General features: G+C 39.5%; 22 protein-coding genes. 8 read left to right on the forward strand and 14 right to left on the reverse strand.

What is annotated here, in order from left to right; translation table 11 throughout:
- The first annotated feature begins 78 nt into the window (after positions 1–78).
- Positions 79–1,353 (forward strand): vWA domain-containing protein, encoded by a 1,275-nt coding sequence (locus QYB95_RS12805; RefSeq protein ID WP_301138718.1) that lies wholly within the window; start codon positions 79–81, stop codon positions 1,351–1,353.
- A 441-nt stretch (positions 1,354–1,794) separates the two neighbouring features.
- On the opposite strand, the gene QYB95_RS12810 is transcribed toward QYB95_RS12805, so the two are convergent.
- From QYB95_RS12810 to QYB95_RS12840, 7 genes are all read right to left on the reverse strand, one after another.
- A complete protein-coding gene (locus QYB95_RS12810; protein WP_301138719.1) occupies positions 1,795–2,220 on the reverse strand; it encodes a general stress protein in 426 nt (141 codons plus the stop codon).
- Positions 2,221–2,403: 183 nt separating this feature from the next.
- Positions 2,404–2,817 (reverse strand): YflT domain-containing protein, encoded by a 414-nt coding sequence (locus QYB95_RS12815; RefSeq protein ID WP_301138720.1) that lies wholly within the window; start codon positions 2,815–2,817, stop codon positions 2,404–2,406.
- 264 nt (positions 2,818–3,081) lie between these two features.
- Positions 3,082–3,513 carry a general stress protein gene (locus QYB95_RS12820; protein ID WP_301138721.1) on the reverse strand — a complete coding sequence of 144 codons (432 nt, stop codon included), beginning with the start codon at positions 3,511–3,513 and terminating at the stop codon, positions 3,082–3,084.
- A gap of 174 nt (positions 3,514–3,687) precedes the next feature.
- The gene (locus QYB95_RS12825) at positions 3,688–4,494 is read right to left on the reverse strand and encodes an enoyl-CoA hydratase/isomerase family protein (protein WP_301138722.1); all 807 of its coding nucleotides are present in this window, start codon (positions 4,492–4,494) and stop codon (positions 3,688–3,690) included.
- A 15-nt stretch (positions 4,495–4,509) separates the two neighbouring features.
- The gene (locus QYB95_RS12830; RefSeq protein ID WP_301138723.1) at positions 4,510–5,562 is read right to left on the reverse strand and encodes an acyl-CoA dehydrogenase family protein; all 1,053 of its coding nucleotides are present in this window, start codon (positions 5,560–5,562) and stop codon (positions 4,510–4,512) included.
- Positions 5,559–6,701 (reverse strand): acyl-CoA dehydrogenase family protein, encoded by a 1,143-nt coding sequence (locus tag QYB95_RS12835; protein WP_301138724.1) that lies wholly within the window; start codon positions 6,699–6,701, stop codon positions 5,559–5,561. Before QYB95_RS12835 ends, QYB95_RS12830 begins: the two co-directional genes overlap by 4 nt.
- Before the next feature lie 364 nt (positions 6,702–7,065).
- Positions 7,066–8,106 (reverse strand): NAD(P)-dependent alcohol dehydrogenase, encoded by a 1,041-nt coding sequence (locus QYB95_RS12840; protein ID WP_301138725.1) that lies wholly within the window; start codon positions 8,104–8,106, stop codon positions 7,066–7,068.
- Positions 8,107–8,364: 258 nt separating this feature from the next.
- On the opposite strand from QYB95_RS12840, the gene QYB95_RS12845 reads away from it, so the two are divergent.
- The 3 genes from QYB95_RS12845 (at position 8,365) to QYB95_RS12855 (ending at position 10,380) form a co-directional block, all read left to right on the forward strand.
- Entirely contained in the window at positions 8,365–8,775 is a 411-nt protein-coding gene (locus tag QYB95_RS12845) for a MerR family transcriptional regulator (protein WP_301138726.1), read from the forward strand.
- A 304-nt stretch (positions 8,776–9,079) separates the two neighbouring features.
- The gene (locus QYB95_RS12850; protein ID WP_301138727.1) at positions 9,080–9,415 is read left to right on the forward strand and encodes an ArsR/SmtB family transcription factor; all 336 of its coding nucleotides are present in this window, start codon (positions 9,080–9,082) and stop codon (positions 9,413–9,415) included.
- Positions 9,416–9,432: 17 nt separating this feature from the next.
- Positions 9,433–10,380 carry a cation diffusion facilitator family transporter gene (locus QYB95_RS12855; RefSeq protein ID WP_301138728.1) on the forward strand — a complete coding sequence of 316 codons (948 nt, stop codon included), beginning with the start codon at positions 9,433–9,435 and terminating at the stop codon, positions 10,378–10,380.
- Between the two features lie 98 nt (positions 10,381–10,478).
- On the opposite strand, the gene QYB95_RS12860 is transcribed toward QYB95_RS12855, so the two are convergent.
- Positions 10,479–11,372 (reverse strand): LysR family transcriptional regulator, encoded by an 894-nt coding sequence (locus tag QYB95_RS12860; protein WP_301138729.1) that lies wholly within the window; start codon positions 11,370–11,372, stop codon positions 10,479–10,481.
- Between the two features lie 120 nt (positions 11,373–11,492).
- On the opposite strand from QYB95_RS12860, the gene QYB95_RS12865 reads away from it, so the two are divergent.
- Positions 11,493–12,539, forward strand: a complete 1,047-nt coding sequence (locus QYB95_RS12865) for a YeiH family protein (RefSeq protein ID WP_425609204.1) — start codon at positions 11,493–11,495, stop codon at positions 12,537–12,539.
- A 94-nt stretch (positions 12,540–12,633) separates the two neighbouring features.
- Here QYB95_RS12865 and QYB95_RS12870 read toward each other — a convergent pair whose 3' ends face one another.
- The 3 genes from QYB95_RS12870 to QYB95_RS12880 form a co-directional block, all read right to left on the reverse strand.
- Positions 12,634–13,467: an SPL family radical SAM protein gene (locus tag QYB95_RS12870; protein ID WP_301138730.1), complete on the reverse strand. Its 834-nt coding sequence runs from the start codon at positions 13,465–13,467 to the stop codon at positions 12,634–12,636.
- A gap of 37 nt (positions 13,468–13,504) precedes the next feature.
- Positions 13,505–13,885 carry a YbaN family protein gene (locus tag QYB95_RS12875; RefSeq protein WP_301138731.1) on the reverse strand — a complete coding sequence of 127 codons (381 nt, stop codon included), beginning with the start codon at positions 13,883–13,885 and terminating at the stop codon, positions 13,505–13,507.
- Between the two features lie 238 nt (positions 13,886–14,123).
- Positions 14,124–15,005, reverse strand: coding sequence for a LysR family transcriptional regulator (locus tag QYB95_RS12880; protein WP_301138732.1), 882 nt, complete (start codon positions 15,003–15,005; stop codon positions 14,124–14,126).
- Positions 15,006–15,103: 98 nt separating this feature from the next.
- Between QYB95_RS12880 and QYB95_RS12885 the strand changes: the two genes are divergently transcribed.
- Entirely contained in the window at positions 15,104–15,892 is a 789-nt protein-coding gene (locus QYB95_RS12885) for a sulfite exporter TauE/SafE family protein (protein WP_301138733.1), read from the forward strand.
- Positions 15,893–16,051: 159 nt separating this feature from the next.
- On the forward strand, positions 16,052–16,543 hold the full coding sequence (locus QYB95_RS12890) for a PaaI family thioesterase (protein ID WP_301138734.1): 492 nt from the start codon (positions 16,052–16,054) through the stop codon (positions 16,541–16,543).
- A gap of 353 nt (positions 16,544–16,896) precedes the next feature.
- On the opposite strand, the gene QYB95_RS12895 is transcribed toward QYB95_RS12890, so the two are convergent.
- Together QYB95_RS12895 and QYB95_RS12900 are read right to left on the reverse strand one after the other, a co-directional pair.
- Positions 16,897–17,478: a GNAT family N-acetyltransferase gene (locus QYB95_RS12895; RefSeq protein WP_425609205.1), complete on the reverse strand. Its 582-nt coding sequence runs from the start codon at positions 17,476–17,478 to the stop codon at positions 16,897–16,899.
- 208 nt (positions 17,479–17,686) lie between these two features.
- Positions 17,687–18,364 (reverse strand): hypothetical protein, encoded by a 678-nt coding sequence (locus QYB95_RS12900; protein WP_301138736.1) that lies wholly within the window; start codon positions 18,362–18,364, stop codon positions 17,687–17,689.
- 93 nt (positions 18,365–18,457) lie between these two features.
- Here QYB95_RS12900 and QYB95_RS12905 point away from each other — a divergent pair, with 93 nt between their 5' ends.
- Entirely contained in the window at positions 18,458–19,327 is an 870-nt protein-coding gene (locus tag QYB95_RS12905) for a helix-turn-helix domain-containing protein (RefSeq protein WP_301138737.1), read from the forward strand.
- Positions 19,328–19,559: 232 nt separating this feature from the next.
- Here QYB95_RS12905 and QYB95_RS12910 read toward each other — a convergent pair whose 3' ends face one another.
- Positions 19,560–20,126 carry a histidine phosphatase family protein gene (locus QYB95_RS12910; RefSeq protein WP_301138738.1) on the reverse strand — a complete coding sequence of 189 codons (567 nt, stop codon included), beginning with the start codon at positions 20,124–20,126 and terminating at the stop codon, positions 19,560–19,562.
- Between the last annotated feature and the right edge of the window lie 20 nt (positions 20,127–20,146).

Raw genomic sequence — 20,146 nt, forward strand, 5'->3', positions numbered from 1 at the left:
AATTCACTTAAGTAATTTTTTGTAAAACTTTCAAGAGTTCAGTAGACTAGTATATATAAATTGACCAGGAGGGTTTTGATGACAAAAAACACAGTTACCTTAGTACAAGGGGGAAATACGCCCATCGCCAAGGATTCTACTCATGATATCGTCATTGAGTGGAGGTCCTCCCCTGCTGACTTGGATGTAAGTTGCTTTTTGGTCCAGGCTGATGGAAATGTGCCATCCGATGACTATATGATTTTTTACAATCAACCGACTGATCCAACCCGCATGATTACACTCCATGACAAGGCACCAACAACCAAGACATTTTCACTATCCCTCCCTTCCCTCCAGCCATCCAATATCCAAAAGTGCGTATTCGCGCTAACGCTTGATGGACCAGGGACTTTAAAAGAGGTGCAAGACTTAAAGATTACTGTAAAATCGGCAACCGATGAAATCCTATTCAATATACATCAACTAAGTGAGGAAACTTCTCTTGTTCTGGCTGAAATCTACCGTTACAAGGATTGGTTCAAATTCAGGGGAATTGGCCAAGGGTTTAATGGTGGCCTCAAGCCTCTTGCAGAAGCACATGGGGTTGTCGTAGAGGATGAGACTAATACTTCTGAACAAATACCTTCCGCACAGCTCGAATCACCCGCTGCCCCTCCTTCAAATGTAAATATGACGAAAATAGATTTGTTGAAGAAAAAAGTAGCGGTTTCTCTTGAGAAACACAAATTAACTAAAGAGAAGGCTCGAGTGGCTGTAGTTATTGATGCTTCCGGTTCAATGTCCATGCTATATAGTAAAGGGACGGTTCAGCGGGCTTTTGAAAAGGTTTTGGCAATCGCTGCATGCATGGATGACGATGGCGCGTTGGATGTGTGGTTTTTCGGCGATAAATTTATGCGAGCACCGAGTGTAAGAGAAAGTGATTACGAGGATTACGTCAAACGCATCTATCCAAAACCCCGTCTCTTTGGCGGAGTTGGCGCTGGCAATAATGAACCGCGTGTTATGGCAGATGTCATTCAAAAATTTACTGTGGAAGAGCCCACTAAAGACCTCCCTACCTATATCATTTTCTTTAGTGATGGCGGGATTTATGAAGAGAAGAAAATTTCCAGTCTATTAGTCGAAAGCTCCAAAGAAAATATCTTTTGGCAGTTTGTCGGAATTGGCAATGCGAAGTATGGTGTACTCGAAAGGCTCGACAATTTAACTGGGCGTGTTGTAGATAATGCAGACTTCTTTGCCCTCGACGACTTGGATAAAATTGGTGATGATGAGCTATACAATCGTTTATTTAATGAATTCCCGCAGTGGCTTAGAGAAGCGAGACGATTGGGAATTACGAATTAGAGTTTAAAAGGCCTCCATTTGGAGGCCTTTTGTTAATCCTTGCTACCGCATATAAACCATCGAAATATCCGGTTCTACAACTGCCACATTGGGAGTTTGGATACGCGGAGGCAATTTGGATTCTATAAATAAAGTTGAATAATACGCATCCGCAATGGTAACAAAATAGACTAAAAATAATAGCTTTTTCAGTCAATGATTCAAAGTAAATCTTTTCTCCTTCTAGCACATAAACTTGGTGACATGTCGCCACATTTGTGATTCTTATTTATATACGCGTGGTGACTATATAAGTTTCACTTTTAAAGAGAAATTAAGGAGTAGTATGCCAGCTATTGAGATGCAATTTCCTTTATAAGAAAACCTCAAAAAAAGAGGCATCAATCCATCTTGGATTCATGCCACTCGTTTAGAGCTATATATTTATATTTCTTTGTAAATTTAAAAGTAGTGACGACGATCTAAATACGTATAGTCTACATTGAGCTCTCGATCTACGGGTGTCGTGTCTATATAGTCATCATCCATATCATCATTCAGATAGATAAGGACGCCTCCATCTTCTACAATCTGTTTGTAATACTCAAGCTGTGAACCTGGTATGTCAATTCCTTTAAGACCTTCCATAACAGCATCATCACCCGTGAAGAGTGATTTAAATTTGTCTACAGCATTTCCTGTACGATGCAGATCAACATCAGCGTCCCACTTCAGTTCGGCAAACGCGTCTAGATCTTTTCCTACTAAATGAATTTGACCCATTGGAGTTCCACTAGTCTTCAATCGTTCGATAATTTCCATTGCCTCATTTCTTGTGTGGGCCACCTCAATATGATTGCCTGGATCATTAAAGTTTGATGAATACAAGTCTGAATCCCTCCTTTTAATAGTCTATTAAACTACTACCCGTGGCGAGGTTCACTAAACCAGTTGGATTGAAAAGGAGGCGTTAACCCCCTCTAGGATTAACGCCCTACTGTTAATAAACGCTTCCGCCTTCATTAACGTTCTGGAAGTAATCGAGCCATGTCCTGCTCTTGTTCAGTCGATTTAAATTAATGGATTACGCTCATTTGAGTATGAATCAAGTCCTGTATTTAAATCGCGTTCTACCACCGTCGTGTCTATATATTCATCGGTATAAATCAGCACACCGCCATTTTCGACTACCTGCTTATAATGAAGCAGCTGACTTTCCGGTAAATCAGCATCTCGTAAACCTTCCATCACGGCATCTTCTCCCGTAAAGAATGCTTTAAATTTATCGCCAAAGTTACCAGCATTGTGTACATCCACGTCTGCATCCCATTTTAAATTCGTAAATTCCACTAAATCTTTCCCTACAATGTTAATTTGGCCTTTTGGAATCCCATCATTCTTCAATCTGTCAATAATCGCCATTGCTTCTTGAGTAGTATGTGCTACCTCAATGTTGTAGCTGCCGTTCATATTGTTTGAATACATTCTTGAATTCCTCCTTTTAATAGGTTATTACTTTTGTACCCGGGTGAAAAGTTTATAAACATTATTTAGAATTCCCTACTTGACAAAACAGCTTCAAACTGCTCTAACCCTTTTAAAGCAATATCGTATTGAAAGAGGTTGACTAGTTAGTGGCAGGAAGTATATAAATTGTAATCTTATGCGAAGTGACCGGCATTACGGCAAAATAAAAAAAGCATTCATCTTGATTATACGATGAACGCCTTCTCGTGCTATTTCTATTCATTAAAATCTTGTACCATCATCATAGGTATTTGAATCGTCTATGATATTAGGATCCCTTACTATTTGATTTGCAATTTTTGTCGTGTCCAAGTATTCATCTGTATAGATTAGCACTCCGCCGCCATCTATAATTTTCTTATAGAGATGGAGATTTTCTTCAGGAAGCTTTGCATGCTTCAAGCCTTCTATTTCGGCATCTTCTCCCGTTAAAAACGATTTCAGTCGATCTCCTGTATTCCCGATGCGATGCAGATTGATTTCGGCATCCCATTTCAAATTGGCAAATTCAATTAAGTCTTTTCCGACTACATGAATATCGCCCTTTTGTATGCCATCCGCTTTTAAATTTCCGATGATTGCAAGTGCCTCCTGTTTATCGTTGGCTATCACTATATGAGACCTTCCCAGGTTTTCATTACCTAATGGATACATATTGTTTCCTCCTATACTAAAGTAGTATATTTGATACCCCTTTGGATACTTGAATAAACCTATATGTGAATCTAAAAAGTAAATCATAATAAAAAACTGCCTGTCTCCCAAGCAGTTTAAAAGAATCGAATTTTTTAGTCGATGTAAACTTTTTAGTATAAATCCCTGGCACAGTTAGTTGAATTTTGCTTTGCGCTTTTCTAACAAGGCCGACACACCTTCTTTATAATCCGGCAGTTCAGTGACAATCCCCATTTTAGATGAAATATAATCTAGTGAAGAACGTAAACTCATAGTCTGACTTTGATAAACTGCACGCTTAATAATACGCATAACCTCCTGTGGACCATTCCTTAGTTTCTCGACATAATCCTGAACAAAGGAGTCTAGCTCATCATCCTCTACAACAAAGGTTACCAATCCTTTTTCTTTTGCCTCCTCTGCCGATAAAACACGGGCAGTCCACAACAAATCCAGTGCTTGATCGATTCCCACTAATTTCGGTAAAAAATAAGCCCCTCCATCTCCCGGTACAATCCCGACATTGATATAGCTTTCCGAGAATTTGGCAGAAGCAGCGGCAATCCGAATATCGCACATTAACCCCATATCCAGCCCTGCCCCCATTGCATAGCCGTGCATTTGGCAAATGACAGGCTTGTCAATTTCCTCCAAAAGAAGTGGAATACGCTGAATTTTCTTCCACAGAGAATTTTTTCTGGCAAGGCCAGTTGATGTGATATCCTCCTGACTTTCAAAAAATCCTTTTCCTGCGACCATCGCCTTGACATCACCGCCAGCACAAAACGATTTGCCATTGCCTTTTACAAGAACAACTCTTATTGAATCATTATCCCGCACTTCTTCCAATGCCTGAGTCCAAAGTTGAATCATTTCCTCGCTGAAGGCGTTAAAACTCTCCGGCCGATTTAATGTAATTGTTGCAATCCCGTTATTCACTTCAAATAGTAAGTCCGCCATTGATACAACTCCTCCTTAACTATGTTCAACATGTTTTTTCTTTGTTAACTCTTCCCAAAGGGTGTTTGTTGAATGAATCCACTTATTAGCCAATTCTTTTTTCCAATACTTTTCATGGAAATCCTCGTCCCGCCATGCCCACAATCTGCGTGTATAGTGATGTAATCGGTGTTCATGCGTGACCCCGATTGCTGCATGGACTTGGTGTGCACTTGTTGCCACTATGCGGCTGGCATCATCAAGTTTTAACCTGGCAAAGGCTACTTCATCATTTACATCACCTTCTACGAGTAGTGCAATGATATTTTCCAGTGCCGCAGCTGAAAGTGCTTGCTCTCCAGCTAAAATGGCAAGATGTTGCTGTACTAATTGGAATCGGTGGATTGGACGACCAAATTGTTCACGTTCTTTACTGAACTGCACCGCTAACTCAAATGCGCGATCGATTGCGCCCACCATTTTGCTTACTGTAACTACGGTCTGTAATTTTGCAAAGAATTCACGCTGCTGTTCTGTGAGGGGGTAACTTACTAGTATGTTGGCATCGGTGAATTTGATGTGATCTCTTGGCTCTGCTGCTAAGTTGGTATGGTTTTCTATTGTTGCGTCCTTTAAATCGATTAAAATTAAGGACTCTTTCCCTTGCTCCGCTCCGAGTGTCACGAGCTTTTCAGCGTATCTCGCCCAAGGGACATGCTTTAGGCTGCCGGTAGCCTTCCCTTCCATAATATCTAAAGGCTTTGCGGCAATATGAATGGTTGATAACTCGCTACGAGGTTGAATATTACTATTTTCTAAAATAAGGTTGGCCAGTGTATGTTCGATAAACGGAATCGGTACGGCATATTTCCCAACTAACCGATACAAGTGAAAGAGGTCCTCATAGTCCCCACCTGCACCACCTTGTTCTTCTTTTATGGCAACTTTTTCAATTTCATTTTCCAGTAGGAGCTGCCAAACATCTTCTCCCCACTTTCCCGCTTCCAACAAATCGACCGTTTCTTTTTCCACCTTTTCCTTGAACATTCTTTCTACGACATCGACAATCATATCCTTCATTTCACTCATCCTGCCAACACTCCCTTCGCGATAATGCCATATAGCACCTCGGATGTTCCCCCGCGAATTGTAAAGCCCGGTGCATGAAGTGTGGATTCTGCCAGGAAACGATCTAGTGCACGATCCGCTTTAAGGTGTGGATACACATCCAGCAACAATCGAACAACTTCAGGAATTTTCTGTTCAAATTTCGTACCCACACTTTTTACCAAGGCTGCTGGCACACTTACTTCTCCACCTTCTTCCAGTACTTTGGCAACACCTATTGATAGATTTCGCAAACTCCATAATTCTGCTACAAGTTTGGAGGCTTGCGCTAAACCTTCAATATTTTGCTGCCGTTTAAGCTCCTCCATTGCTTCATTCAGCAATGGGAAAGTACTTAAAATACGCTCTGGCCCACTACGTTCAAATGCCAATTCAGCAAGCCCTTGTGTCCACCCGTTTCCTAATGTGCCAACGACCATCTCGTCCGGGACAAACACGTTATCAAAAAATACATCATTAAAATGATGTTCGCCTGTTAGATAATGAATGGGCGTAATGGTTACACCCTCAGATTCCAGGTTGATAATTAATTGACTCAAGCCTTGGTGTTTCTTTTCCTTTAAGGGTTCGGTGCGAACGAGTGTTACCATATAATGTGCATCTTGGGCGTTGCTCGTCCATGTCTTTGCACCATTAACAATCCAGCCACCTTCCACTTTTTCAGCTTTCGTTCGAACCGAGGCAAGATCCGAACCACTATTAGGTTCACTTAACCCAATGGCAAAGAAGCATTCCCCTTTTATGATTTTGGGTAAGAAGAAATTCTTTTGAACCTCCGTCCCAAACCTCATTAGCAAAGGCCCTGTCTGACGATCGGCGAACCAGTGCGCTGCAACCGGTGCTCCAATGGCCAAAAATTCCTCCGTTAAAATATATCGGTCAATCGAACTTCGTTCAGCGCCGCCATATTCTTTTGGCCAAGTCAACCCAATCCAGCCCTGCTCAGCAATCAATTTGGAAAATCCCGGATCGCTTCCACTTAACCAGGAATCACATTTTGTTTGAAAAGACCCCTTTTGCAGCTCTTCTTGCAAGAATGTCCGAACCTCTTGTCTGAATAGTTCTTGCTCCTTTGTAAATTGAACAGTAGGTAATTTCAATCCAGCCACCCCTTTTACGAAATTCTTGTGCAATCCTTTCGCTGTATAAATAGTGTATATTTTCAGAATATTGAACGTCAATGGATTTTAGACAAATAATTTACATTAGATAGAAGTATATTGTTTATAATAGAAAATTCTTTCGACGCCTTCTTTCATTGTAAATATGTATAGATTATTTGTTTGTGGTAGTAGGCTAAGTGCTGGATGACCTAACATATGAGGAAATAAGTTGATAATTTTCGGGGCTCGGAATCTGTTGCATAAAGATTGCTTTTATTTATCCTTTTTAAAAAAGATGTCCCAAAGCAATGCTTTTAGGGACATCCTACAAGTTACTATGAAAAACTATTAATTATCGATCTCACATTGTGCTTGTGTCAATTACGAATCGGTACTTTACATCTGAAGCTAATACTCGTTCATAGGCTTCGTCAATTTGGTCGGCTGAAATTACCTCGATTTTTGGCGTTATGCTATGTTTTGCACAGAAGTCCAACATTTCCTGTGTCTCACGAATACCTCCTATCATGGAACCAGCATATGAACGACGGTGACCGATTAGATTGATCACACTTAGTGAGACTGGTTCTGCAGGAGCACCAACGTTTACCAGAGTGCCATCAACAGCAAGAAGTCCTAGATATGCATCCAGGTTAATCTTTGCACTTACTGTGTTGATAATAAGGTCAAAACGTCCGGCAAGTTTCTCGAAGGTTTCAAGATCACTTGTAGCATAATAATCATCCGCGCCTAATTCCAGACCATCCTCTTTTTTCTTCAATGTTTGCGACAATACCGTCACTTCGGCTCCCATCGCATGTGCAATTTGAACAGCCATATGACCAAGACCACCCATTCCTACGACCGCAACTTTTTTACCGGGACCTGCATTCCAATGATTCAATGGTGAATAAGTTGTTATACCTGCACAAAGTAGTGGTGCTGCAGCATCAAGCTCCATGTTATCCGGAATTCTGAGTACGAAATTTTCTGTTACGACAATATGGGTAGAATAGCCGCCTTGAGTAGGCTCTCCGTATTTGTCGACAGCTGCGTAAGTGTCAGTTTTTCCATTGTGGCAGTATTGCTCTTCTCCATTACGACAATGCTCACAATCTCCGCAGGAATCCACCATGCACCCAACCCCTACACGATCTCCTATTTTATATTTTGTAACAAGAGGTCCTACAGCTGTCACAACTCCGGCAATCTCATGTCCGGGAACAAGAGGATAATTTACTGGTCCCCATTCTCCGTGAGCAGTATGAATATCAGAGTGACAGATCCCAGCATATTGAATTTCTATCAGTACATCATGCGAGTCCAGATCGCGCCGTTGAATCTCAGCTGGTCGAAATGGTTTATCAGGACCATCCACAGCCCGTGCTTTAGCAGTTATCATAAAAAAACCTCCAATAATAGTATTCTTCACAAGAGTGCAGTAGGACAGGTATAAAAGAAGAAGTTTTTTATACTTGTTCATTCCTGTCTACCCTACTTTTTCCTCTTATCTATTAATGTTAATACTTAGAGTTAACTCGAGGTCAATGCATTAATTTCATTTTTGGTGCCACTTTGATACTTAGAAAATAACCTGATAGAATTCTTCGCTATAATAGAGTTAACTCGAGCTCTATTTGCTTAGTAAAGGAGATAAAAAATGAAGACATATTCTATCAGCGAGGTTGCTAAAATACTGAATCTTACCGTGTACACATTACGTTATTACGATAAAGAAGGTCTTATGCCATTTATAGAACGAACATCCAGCGGAATCCGAATGTTTAAAGAAACCGATATCGATGCTTTAAGAATTATTGAATGCTTGAAATCAACAGGTATGCCGATCAAGGAGATTAAGAACTTCATTGATTGGTGTTCAGACGGAGATTCCACTTTGCAACAGAGATACAACATGTTTATAGAAAGAAAGGCTACGGTAGAGGCACAAATGGAAGAACTAAAAAAAACATTGGAACTTATTGAGCACAAGTGTTTCTATTACGAGACTGCATTGGAAGCCGGAACAGAAGATATTCATAAAAAGAATAAAATAGAGATTACATATTAACAAAAGAGCCCAGAAGTTTCCCATTAATCGGATCAATAAAACTTTTGGGCTCCATTAATTATCGTCTTAATGAACGATACTTTACGACTGTTCGAAGTATGGATGAGTGCATACATATTCAATAACCCCCTTCTTCTTAATTAGTGGATATTTATCTTTAGGTAATCCATAAGTTTTTACCTTTCGAATTGAGAACAGGTCATTTCTGAAATAAATAGAATTTTCAAATTGACATTTTGTGGAGAACTAGCATATTCTATATATGAACATATGCTCATATATAGAAACTAAAGGAGTGAACATATTGAGTGAAGAACAAAAATTTAAAGTGACATTCAATGAAGAGACGCAGCATTTGGATGAAGAGACGTTGTTTGTCGTTTCTCAAACATTCAAGGCATTAAGCGACCCAACCAGAATACGAATTTTGAACTTATTATGTACGGGCGAACATTCCGTTAATGAAATTGCCGAGACCCTAAATTTAAGCCAATCGAGTGTCTCCCACCAATTACGATTCTTGAAGAATTTAAGATTAGTTAAATATAGAAGAGCCGGAACCACTTTATTTTATTCTGAAGACGATGAACACATCATGAATTTATTGAAGCAGGCTATTGAACATGCGACACATCATTAATATAAGGGGATGTTAAGATGGGACACGATCATGGACATGACCATACACATGGTGCAAATAAAAAGACATTGAAGATAAGCTTTATTTTCATTACAGCCTATATGATTATTGAAGCAGTTGGCGGATTTATGACCAACAGTCTTGCGTTGCTGTCCGATGCAGGACATATGCTGAGTGATGCTGTATCACTTGGAATTGCATTACTTGCTTTAACACTTGGAGAAAAAGCCGCTAACTATCGTAAAACCTATGGATATAAACGATTTGAAATACTGGCCGCTGTTCTTAACGGGGTAACCCTTATCTTAATTGCGCTTTACATTTTCTATGAAGCCATTCAGCGTTTTCAAAATCCACCTGAAGTCGCTTCTGCAGGGATGTTGATCATTTCTTCCATTGGCCTGGTTGTAAATATTGTTGTTGCCTGGATTATGATGCGTGGTGGAGACGTAGAAGAGAACTTAAATATGCGCGGTGCCTACATGCATGTGATCAGCGATATGCTGGGTTCGATTGGTGCCATAATCGCCGCACTGCTTATCATTGTCTTCGGTTGGGGCTGGGCAGATCCACTTGCAAGCGCCATTGTTGCCGCCCTTGTCTTACGCAGCGGCTACTATATTACGAAGTCGGGACTTCATGTACTGATGGAAGGAACGCCTCAAAATATAGAAATGGACAATGTCATCCAAACAATCAAAAATACAAAAGGGATACAAAGTGTCCATGACTTGCATGTCTGGTCGATTACAAGTGGGTTAAATGCCCTCTCCTGCCATGCCGTTGTGAGTGGTGAAATGTCGATTACCGATAGTGAAAAATTGCTCCATAAAATCGAACATGATCTTGCACACCAGAATATCCACCATATGACGATTCAATTAGAAACGTCTGCCCATCCGCATGACAACACGATTTTATGTAAAGCGAAAGCTGAAGCATCCGGACACCATCATCATCATTGATGTATAGCTAATTAAAATCTAGAAACCCAGTTACTTTCGCCTATGAATTTAGCTGGGCTTCTATTTTTGCTTTCTATTTCTTAACAAGCTAGAACCGTTTATAATTCATGATCTACCTTGTCTTCTTTTACTAATTCCAAAAATACGTTTAATGCTTTCGTTTTGAATGGGGATCGCAAGGCAACCGAAAATTCCCTTTTCATGGGCAATTGTTTAACATCTATAATTTTCATTGTGCCTATTGTACACTCTTTGCGAATTGCCCACCAGGAAAGCAGACTTATCCCAAGGCCTGCTTCGACTGACTCTTTAATTAATTGCGTGCTTCCAAACTCCAGAGTTTTTTTCGGAACAAGCCCATACGAACCAAACATTTTTTCGGTTATTTCCCTAGTGCCTGACCCGTTTTCCCTTACAATCCACGTTTCCTCTGCGAGTTCTGCCAAGTTCATATCACCGTTCCTTTTAGACAATCTATGTTTTGGTGAAGCTACAACATACATGGCATCCTCTGCAAAAGGTTCAATTAATAGATGATTATCTTCGATTTCCCCTTCTATGATTCCTACATCCAATTGATGTTTTCGAACTAATTTTGCAATTTCTTTCGTATTGCCGATTGTTACGGTCGGAATAATCAAGGGATATTGCTCATGCATTTTTTTAATCACATGCGGCAAAACATATTCCCCATAGGAGTAACTGGCACCAATTGAAATCGATCCACTCGTTTTATTGGTTAAATCATCTATTAAATAATTCATTTTTGTATAGATACCTAATATCTCCTTGGCGTGGTGATAGACAATTTCTCCCGCTTTATTTAAGCGCACATATTTATTGCTGCGCTCCAGTAATTTTGTTCCCATTGTACGCTCAAATGTTTGGATGTATTGGCTTACTGCAGGTTGCGTCATATGTAATTTTTCTGCTGCACGCGAGAAGTTTTCCATCTCTGCTACCGTAACAAAAACACGTAATTGTTGGTCCATTCCCTCTCTCCCCCTTATCGACCATTTTTTACTATATTAATTTACTTATAATAAGTATAACAAATAATAATTTTCCTTATAGCTATAGAAGGATTAGTCTGAAATAAAGGTGGTGATAAGATGAGCACGGAATTCACTCAGGAAAATGAGGAATTTACTCAACATCAAAAGAAATCCTCATCTTATATGAAATGGATCGGCGGCATTGGCTTTACTTTTTTTATTGCTCTTTTAGGCTTTTTGTTGGCAAAAACTCCTGGATTTGATCATGTTGGTCAGCTGGCATCCGCCATTGTGATAGCCGTCTTGTATCGGCAATTCTTTGGTTACCCTGAAATTCTCCGTTCAGGCATAGCCTTTTCCTCAAAAAAACTGCTGCGATTTGCGATTATTTTGTATGGACTCAAGCTTAATATAGGTACAGTCTTACAGGATGGCCTAGGCTTGCTTGCTCGAGATATCGGAGTCTTAGTCTTTGCTATCATCGTTACAGTATGGCTGGCTAAATTATTGAAAGCGGATAAAAATATATCGCTGCTTCTTGGCGTAGGGACAGGAGTTTGTGGCGCTGCCGCAATTGCTGCTGTTGCACCAATCGTGAGGTCAAAAGATGAAGATACAGCTTTAAGCGTTGGTATTATTGCATTAGTTGGTACGGTTTTTGCCATAACTTATACAATTTTACGGCCCTTCCTGCCATTATCAGACGAAGAGTATGGCATTTGGACCGGAACAAGCTTGCACGAAATTGCCCATGTTGCGTTGGCCGCGGCACCAGGTGGCCAGGAAGCTCTCGCTATGGGTTTACTTGCAAAATTAGGTCGGGTGTTTTTACTTGTCCCACTTTGTTTCCTTTTCATGTACATCATGAAGAAGAAGGCGACTGGGGAAGAAAACGCTGATGCGAAGATTGAATTCCCCTGGTTTTTAATTGGATTCATCTTGATGAGCCTGGTGGGTAGTTTTGTTATAGGATCAATTATTCCAGTATCAGGTGAAATTCTAGATGGCATTTCCAGTTTAACAACCTGGTTACTAACGGCAGCGATGGTCGGGCTTGGGTTGAATGTGAATCTTCGAGATTTGCGCACAAAAGCATTAAAACCTTTAATCGCGATGGGGATTACATCGATTTTCCTCTCCATTTTAACTTATTTTATTGTATAAGTAAGAGCTTGTTAACCGAAAGAAAGGACGCGACATTCTGCTGCAGTACCGAATCGCGTCCTATTTATAGAATGTTCTCTTACAAAATTCCAGATTATCTTGGGAAGGCTTCCTCTTTAGAGACACGTACCATTTCACTTGGATAATACTTTTTAAAATACTTTTCCACTGCTGCATGGATATTCTTTCGATACCACTTCGACAGGTCATTTTCCTCAAAAACGGTAGGCATTCCTAATCTTTCAGAACGCTTGCCATTTGACCCGTCCCCGATCGTCAACGTGTCTATCCAAATATGATCCACTATTCCGTTAAGTACATTAGGGAAATCCGGCGTAAATGGTAAAACAGGCGAAATTGAAGCCTGTGTAGTTATGCCTGTATCATGAACTTCCTTTAGCGCTTTTAACCTTAACTTGATTCCAGGTGCATAGGGAGCAAAAATCCGCTTGATATCTTCCCGGTCTGTTTCAATGGTCATCGACACGAGAACTTTACATTTTTCTTTTAACTTTGTTAACAAATCGATGTCTCTTGTAATCAGTGGACTTCGAGTTTGTATTTGAAGATAATCAGGCGGGTTCTCCAGCATTTCTTCTAATATCCCGCGTACAATTTTCGCTTTACGTTCGATTGGCTGATAAGGATCGGTAGCAGAAGACATAAAAATAACCACAGGCTTATTTTTCTTCCGAAGTTTTATCATCTCATTGCGGTAATTTTCTGCTGCATTTAGTTTTATATCCAGCCATTCTCCCCAAGGAATTTCCTTGAATCTCTGGATCGGCATTTCTCTTACATAACAATAGCGACAAGCAAACGCACAACCACTATAAGGGTTTAGGGAATGGGTAAAACCTACATCCAGATAGCCTTTTGCTTCGGTGAGAATTTTCTTTGAAAGGATTTCCTTTATTTGCATCGCCATGTGCTCCCTCCTTTCTTTAAAGACTGCCAGGAAGTTTTCAATTACGAACCTTTATTGTTTTAATCTTTTTAATAAAATAATAATGCTTGTAGAATGCTAATAAGGCTAAGAGAATTTTAATAAAAAGAATATCCACATAAATAATTGAGAGGACGATAAAGAAATCCGCAATTAGGTTGATTCGAATTTTCTCTCTTTTCGTCATACCCCTTTTTTGAAGAAAGGCTTCCACATATTTTTCATATATAGGGGTACTTTTAAACCAGGCTTCAATGCGTTTGGAACTTTTGGCAAAGCAAAACGCAGCGAGCAAGTAAAATGGCCCTCCTGGCAAAAGAGGAATCACCGTCCCTATAATCCCAAGGCCCAGAAAGATAATCCCAAGTATGAAAAATAGTATGCTTTTTATTTTTTTCATCGTTATCATTTATATTTACCCTCTATAATGAGATAGTTTATTTGCAAAATTTATTTCTTAGTCATATGTGTATTGTACAATAGCATGAAATATAATTGGCTTGGCAATTTTCAATTTGATTAAAATCCTTGGGCAGATAAAAAATTCTTATAAAATTCATTCATGATAGTAAAAACGATGCTCCTTTGCGGGAGATTGTCGAATGGTATTCCATTCCCGAAACCATACAGCGTTAAGCTTATGACTCGATTAATTTGCTTTTCAAATAGTAGATAAAAGGATGCTCATTTTCATCGGCTTTCCTTGTACATATAAACAGACTTTGATTGATTTCTGCCTGCTTCACGAAAACTCGAGCAAGCCTTCCTTGTGCTAATGTTTCCTTTACACTGCAGGCTGGCGCGAGTGCCATCCCATAACCTGCCTCAACAACCTTGATCGATTCGAGTACACCTTCTATTTGCAATCCAAATTTCGGCAATGGGCAATTATGGGTATAGAAAATTGCTTCCAGCAAATCAAGCGTTGAGCTGCCTTTTTCCCTATAGATAAAATCATGCTCACACAACTCAAAAATCGAAACCTCTTTATTCGCTAAGGGATGTGTTGGATGCACAACAAACCAAAATGGGAGATCTGCTATCTTCTCAAAGTGCAAATCTTCATGACCAATCTTGCTCTGTACAACAAAACCAAAATCGACTTCATAATTTAGGACACGGCGCTCAACCGACTGCACATTTCCCAACGATACGTACACATCTACATCTGGATGTTCAAGTTTATAACCAGCGATTATCGGCGGTAAAATATAATTCGTTGAAATATACGATGAAGCAATCTTGACCTTCTCCTTCTTCTCCAAAAATGTCTTAAACTTTTCATCAATCTGTTCTTCTAGTTGAAACAAGCGTAATCCTTGCTCATAAAGAAATTCACCTTCAGATGTAAGCTCTATCCCTCTTCCCTTGCCTGTAATCAATTTAACCCCAATCTCCCGTTCCAGTTTTCGAATCTGAGCTGTGACGGCTGGCTGACTAATATGCAGCAAGTTTGCCGCTTCTGTAATACTCCCCAGCTTTGCAACATTCGTAAAAATACGTAAAGTATGTAAATTCATTTCTTCACCCATTCATAACTAGAATTTATGAATCACCTAAAAATATATATTTGTTTTATGAATAGTATAGCAGTACTTTAGGTGTAGGGGGGATACGTTTGGCAAACTTGCTGTTGGAGTGGCTATCAATCAATGGTCTTGTATTATTCGGGATTGGCGTGCTTGCCGCAATTATTGGTGTTATGTTTGGTGCGGCAGGCTTCGTATTACTCCCGTCATTGTTATTAGTAGGTATCCCGATTCATGCCACGGTTGCAGTGAATAAATTTGCAACTGGTGTATCTTCATTTACGACAGTCCTTGTACTTGTATTAAAAAAGAAAGTGCAACTTAAAAGAATGCTTCCACTTATGTTCTTCGCCAGCCTTGGTGGAATAAGTGGCGCATTTCTCGCAACACGATTATCGGAACTGACAATGAATGCCGTTGCCTGTATTGTGCTAATCGCCATGTTTATTGTTGTTCTAAAAAGCAATAAAACGGGTTTGGTTAGTGAACAGCAAGACCAAGAACAACCCGTCAAAGAACAACGCTCCACCTTGTTGGCCCCATTTTTTATCGGGATCTATGATGGTGGATTTGGGCCAGGTTCCGCGCTTTTGAACATTACATACTTTTTGAAAAAACAATTCAGTTATGTAAATGCTGCCGAGATGACTCGATTTATGATGTTTGGAAGCTGCATGAGCGCGTTTTTATTTTATTTCTTCTATGGAATTGTGGATTGGGGCATTGCCATTCCAGTAACAGCTGGCTCAATCATTGGTTCGCATATCGGATTGAAAATCGTCCCTTATTTAAAAGGAAAATGGCTTCAGGTTTTACTGCCGATCATCTTTTTACTCTTAATTGTTCAAGTTGTATTAGATTTATTATTTTCTTCATAACCAATCACAAGCGAATAAGGGTTCTTCCAATTGAAAAGTAGAGTCGGCATCCATTCAGTTAGAAGAAAATGGTATATTAAATTAAATCACTAATGTGAGAATACTAGCTTAGAAAATATAATATATATCTATAGAATAGAATTGTGAGGAGGAAGAAAGATGGACGAATACGTAGTGGAAAAGGCTATTCAGGATATTTATCCAGATGACTTTGCTTGGTGTTATGGATGCGGCAGATTGAATAAAGATGGTCATCACATTCGAACTGGTTGGCAAGGAGAACAGACTGTGACGTTCTTTGAACCCCATTCAAAATACATGGGGATTCCAGGATTTTTGTATGGCGGCGCCATTGCCTCTTTAATCGATTGCCATGGAACCGGGTCTGCTTCACTTGCATTGCACCGGAAAAATGGAAACGAAATTGGTGATGGGTCAGTGCCGCCCCGCTTCGTAACGGCAAGCCTCAATGTAGAATTCCTGAAACCAACGCCCCAACATGTTACCTTAAAAGCAGTCGGGACAGTAGAAGAAATTCATCCGAAACGATGGAAGGTTGCTACCGAGGTTTATGCCGAGGAGACACTTTGTGCTCGAGGTACAGTTGATCTAGTCGTTATGCCAAGTACTTTCCAAAAACAGAATGATTAGCACTTATCGAACTTATATATACGAAACAAGTTAGCCTAATGCGGGTTAACTTGTTTTATTTTTCCAAAGTGTTGCTACTCATAAAAAATAAAATAGGTACACTTCCTAAATAAAGAAATGCACCCTTTCCTAGCATCATATACTGATGATTTGATCGTCCTTTTACTTACGTCCTTGGACCAAACAACTGTATTACTGATATTTTTAGGAAACCGTTCCTAGAAGCTTGATTAATTAAATCACCAATAGATTGTTTTGCATTCTCCATTTGGATAGTTGCCACAGAATCAGGAATAGAAGTAAGCATTCAAGTGTGTTCAAAAAAGAAAGGTAGCCATTTATCCATCACCTTATCACTCTATTCTTTGCCACTCATTCTTATGAAGAGTGTAGTGATAATGTGCTTCATCTTCAATTTCCACCTCACCTAAAAACCTGAAACCGCATTTTTGAATGACTCTATTCGAACCTAGATTTCGCTTTAGCGCAACCGCATTTAAAAGTTCGACATTTGTATTCTCGAATAAATACTTGATCAACCCCTTGGCCGCCTTTGTTGTGTACCCTTTATTTCTGTAATGTTTTGAGATGGCATAAGCAATTTCTCTATTGGGGGCTGGTAGTTCTTCTTTGATGCCTGTATTGCAAAACCCAATAAATTCACCTGTTTCCTTTAATACGATTCCTAACCTCAGGTAAGTTTGTTCCTCTATATTGGGCACCGCAGTTAAAAATTTCTGGTTCAATGGTATTTCGTAATTTGTTACCCAGTCAAGTCGCTGCTCTCTTGTCGATTTAAAATCAGGCAGATATTCATAAACTTCCGGTTGGGAGGTAATTTCATAAATCGCATTTGCATCCTCCACTCTATACTCCCGCAGTAAAATGTCTCCGCAATCTATAGTAAACAATTGATTCAAGTCTCCATCTCCCAGTTCTCTTTTTCTATAAAATTATTCTCTAAAGAAAAGAAGATTCCTTCTTTCATCTAACCTTTCCTCTTTTGCCTATAAACTTAGTGCAGTACTTCTTTCTATTGATTTATTTCACAAATGATCCCTGTATAAAAAAGCGCATTTCTAATCAGAGAAAGAAATGCGTCAACCTTCTTTGCACGGCATTAAACTCAACCCACTAATGTCGTTATGAGGCTCTTTTCGAGATTTTTCCGGTGTCCGACCAAACCATATATCCTAGCCAAATTAATGCTACTCCCATTGGTACCGCAAGTATTCGATCAAACGGGTGTGGAATGATTGCAGCCGCGAGCGTCACTACTGCACCAAAGGAAAGCAATGCACCTGCCGAACGTGGCAACACTCTTGCACGAAATGTTGAAACGCCAAGCAAGAGACCGCCAAGCATATAGAGCACCCCGGCCACCGGAGCCAATACTGTGAAAATCCCCAGATTCACCTCACTTTTGTTTCCACCAAAGATCCCTACTATACCCTCGACAAATTTAGGAGCATCATTTGTGATTAACGGCAAAACAAATGCTTCATTGAAACTGAAAATCATTGAAGTTAACCAAAACAGACTAAAGATGGCAAATCCAATTAGACCAAGCCAACCGCTTTCTTTCACTTGTTTCGCATATATTCCGGTAATCCCCATCAGGCTGAAGAGGGACATAACCATGGTCAAGCACGCAACCATTACCCATTTGCTTGAGTTGACTGATGATAGGTTGTCTGCTGGATGGATGAACTGAATAAGGATGTATAGAATCCCAGCCATTATTGCAAATACGCCTAACCAACGGATAACTCCGGTTCCCGTAACTTTCCACTCTTCCTCTTTTGTGTGATTGATGTTCATGTGTGAACCTCCTTCAAAATAATTAAAACTTTCCAGCCTGCATATGTTAAACTATAGGAAATTTATAGAAAATACTTGGTATAAGGTGATAAGATGGAACATTATGAAGTCATTGAAAAGGCATTGCTCTATATTGATGATCATTTAGAGGAATCGCTGACATTGGATTCTGTTGCAAGTAGATTCAACCTTTCAAAATACTATTTTCATAGACTTTTTTCTGCAATGATGAATTGTTCTTTAAACCAATACATACTATCCAGAAGATTAAATGCATCCCTAAAATTAGTTCAAGACGAAAACCTATCCTTGACCGATATTGCCTATCAACTTAACTTTGGCACTCCATCGTCCTTCACCCGCGCATTTAAACGGCAATACGGTATTGCCCCAAGCATGATTAGGGATAAAAATGAAACACTCCCTCTAGCACCAGTTCCATCAGTGGTTAAGAGACCGATAAAAAACATCAATGGTGATATTGTTTCCGATTTTACTCTTAAAGAATTCGAAGCTGTTCGATTATGCGGGATTGCATTTGAAGTTGATTTGGCAACTGAAGATTACAAGGCGAAAATTCGCTCTCATTCCAAAATGCTTTTAAACCATATAGATAAAGATATCAATGGCTCCTGCTATGTCGTCTATTCAAACTGTCAACCGAACTCAACTCGATTCAAGGTTTTGTTTGGAGTTCCATATGATATCCAAATCGACAAACCCTATTACTTTACTGTGGATGTTCCGCAAATCTTTTGTGCCAGGTTCAAATATTTTGGCGATCTACTCGACATAGGAAATGTTCTTATTACTGACTTTGCTAGGTTCTTGAAAATTTCAAAACAGGAATCGGAGAATTCCGATATCGAGCTTATTCAAGCTTTTGAGGATATTCACCATCTTGATTCCGCTTATCACATATACGTACCAATCAAAAAACAGCCCATTGATTCAGATTGTTGATCCCTTTTGCCTTTTAATACACCTCCAATTCGCAAAAGTAATATTCTTTACTGTTAAAGAAAGGATACCACCATAGGTTCAAATGGACTTTCCAAATCTTGCTGTAATTTGCTTTGGGATTTCAAAGGCCGTAATCTGCGATGCAAGAAGCGCCTTTTTATAAAATTTGACTATTTAAACCTTAAATAAAAAAACACATCTCCATAAGAAATGCGTGCACTAGTTTATTGAGTTATTCCCAAATTCTATGTACTGTTAGAAGCTTTTTCCCTAAAAGTTCCAACTTATATATATCGGGTTTAGAAGTGCTCTTCCAGAACTCGTATCCATAATCCTTATTGAAATGATTCATAATACTGGTCATTACATTTCCGTGAGTACCTATAAGAATCGTTTTTCCCTGGTAGTGGTTCAAAAGATCATTGATAACAGGGATAGCTCGATCTTGCACATCTTTAATTGACTCTCCTTCTTCCAAATGAAAATCAATATCTTCATAGGATGTTTTTATTGCTTGTTGTATTTCTTCTTCCGACAATTTAAAAGCACCTTTTAACTGTCTTTCCCTCAATTCTTCAAATATCTTTATATCTAAACCCTTACTATTCGCAATTCCTTCAATGGTTTGCAGCGCTCTTGTATAAGGGCTGGAAACAATTAAATCAATATCCTTATTATTCATAAGATCAGTAATTTTTTCTGCATCCAGCTCACCTTGTCGGGACAGTTTTCTTGTTCGCTCCTGCCCAATAACAAATGGCGATTTTGCGTGTCTTATCATATAAATAGTCGTATTCATAACTGCTTTCTCCCCACCCA

Source organism: Ureibacillus aquaedulcis (assembly GCF_030418165.1).
GTDB classification, from domain to species: Bacteria; Bacillota; Bacilli; order Bacillales_A; family Planococcaceae; genus Ureibacillus; species Ureibacillus aquaedulcis.

Coding starts and splice junctions, on each gene's coding strand:
- QYB95_RS12805 (WP_301138718.1), top strand. CDS start 79: ATGACAAAAAACACAGTTACCTTAGTACAAGGGGGAAATACGCCCATC.
- QYB95_RS12815 (WP_301138720.1), bottom strand. CDS start 2,817: ATGTATTCAAACAATATGAACGGCAGCTACAACATTGAGGTAGCACAT.
- QYB95_RS12820 (WP_301138721.1), bottom strand. CDS start 3,513: ATGTATCCATTAGGTAATGAAAACCTGGGAAGGTCTCATATAGTGATA.
- QYB95_RS12825 (WP_301138722.1), bottom strand. CDS start 4,494: ATGGCGGACTTACTATTTGAAGTGAATAACGGGATTGCAACAATTACA.
- QYB95_RS12830 (WP_301138723.1), bottom strand. CDS start 5,562: ATGAGTGAAATGAAGGATATGATTGTCGATGTCGTAGAAAGAATGTTC.
- QYB95_RS12840 (WP_301138725.1), bottom strand. CDS start 8,106: ATGATAACTGCTAAAGCACGGGCTGTGGATGGTCCTGATAAACCATTT.
- QYB95_RS12845 (WP_301138726.1), top strand. CDS start 8,365: ATGAAGACATATTCTATCAGCGAGGTTGCTAAAATACTGAATCTTACC.
- QYB95_RS12855 (WP_301138728.1), top strand. CDS start 9,433: ATGGGACACGATCATGGACATGACCATACACATGGTGCAAATAAAAAG.
- QYB95_RS12860 (WP_301138729.1), bottom strand. CDS start 11,372: ATGGACCAACAATTACGTGTTTTTGTTACGGTAGCAGAGATGGAAAAC.
- QYB95_RS12865 (WP_425609204.1), top strand. CDS start 11,493: ATGAGCACGGAATTCACTCAGGAAAATGAGGAATTTACTCAACATCAA.
- QYB95_RS12870 (WP_301138730.1), bottom strand. CDS start 13,467: ATGGCGATGCAAATAAAGGAAATCCTTTCAAAGAAAATTCTCACCGAA.
- QYB95_RS12875 (WP_301138731.1), bottom strand. CDS start 13,885: ATGAAAAAAATAAAAAGCATACTATTTTTCATACTTGGGATTATCTTT.
- QYB95_RS12880 (WP_301138732.1), bottom strand. CDS start 15,005: ATGAATTTACATACTTTACGTATTTTTACGAATGTTGCAAAGCTGGGG.
- QYB95_RS12890 (WP_301138734.1), top strand. CDS start 16,052: ATGGACGAATACGTAGTGGAAAAGGCTATTCAGGATATTTATCCAGAT.
- QYB95_RS12900 (WP_301138736.1), bottom strand. CDS start 18,364: ATGAACATCAATCACACAAAAGAGGAAGAGTGGAAAGTTACGGGAACC.
- QYB95_RS12905 (WP_301138737.1), top strand. CDS start 18,458: ATGGAACATTATGAAGTCATTGAAAAGGCATTGCTCTATATTGATGAT.
- QYB95_RS12910 (WP_301138738.1), bottom strand. CDS start 20,126: ATGAATACGACTATTTATATGATAAGACACGCAAAATCGCCATTTGTT.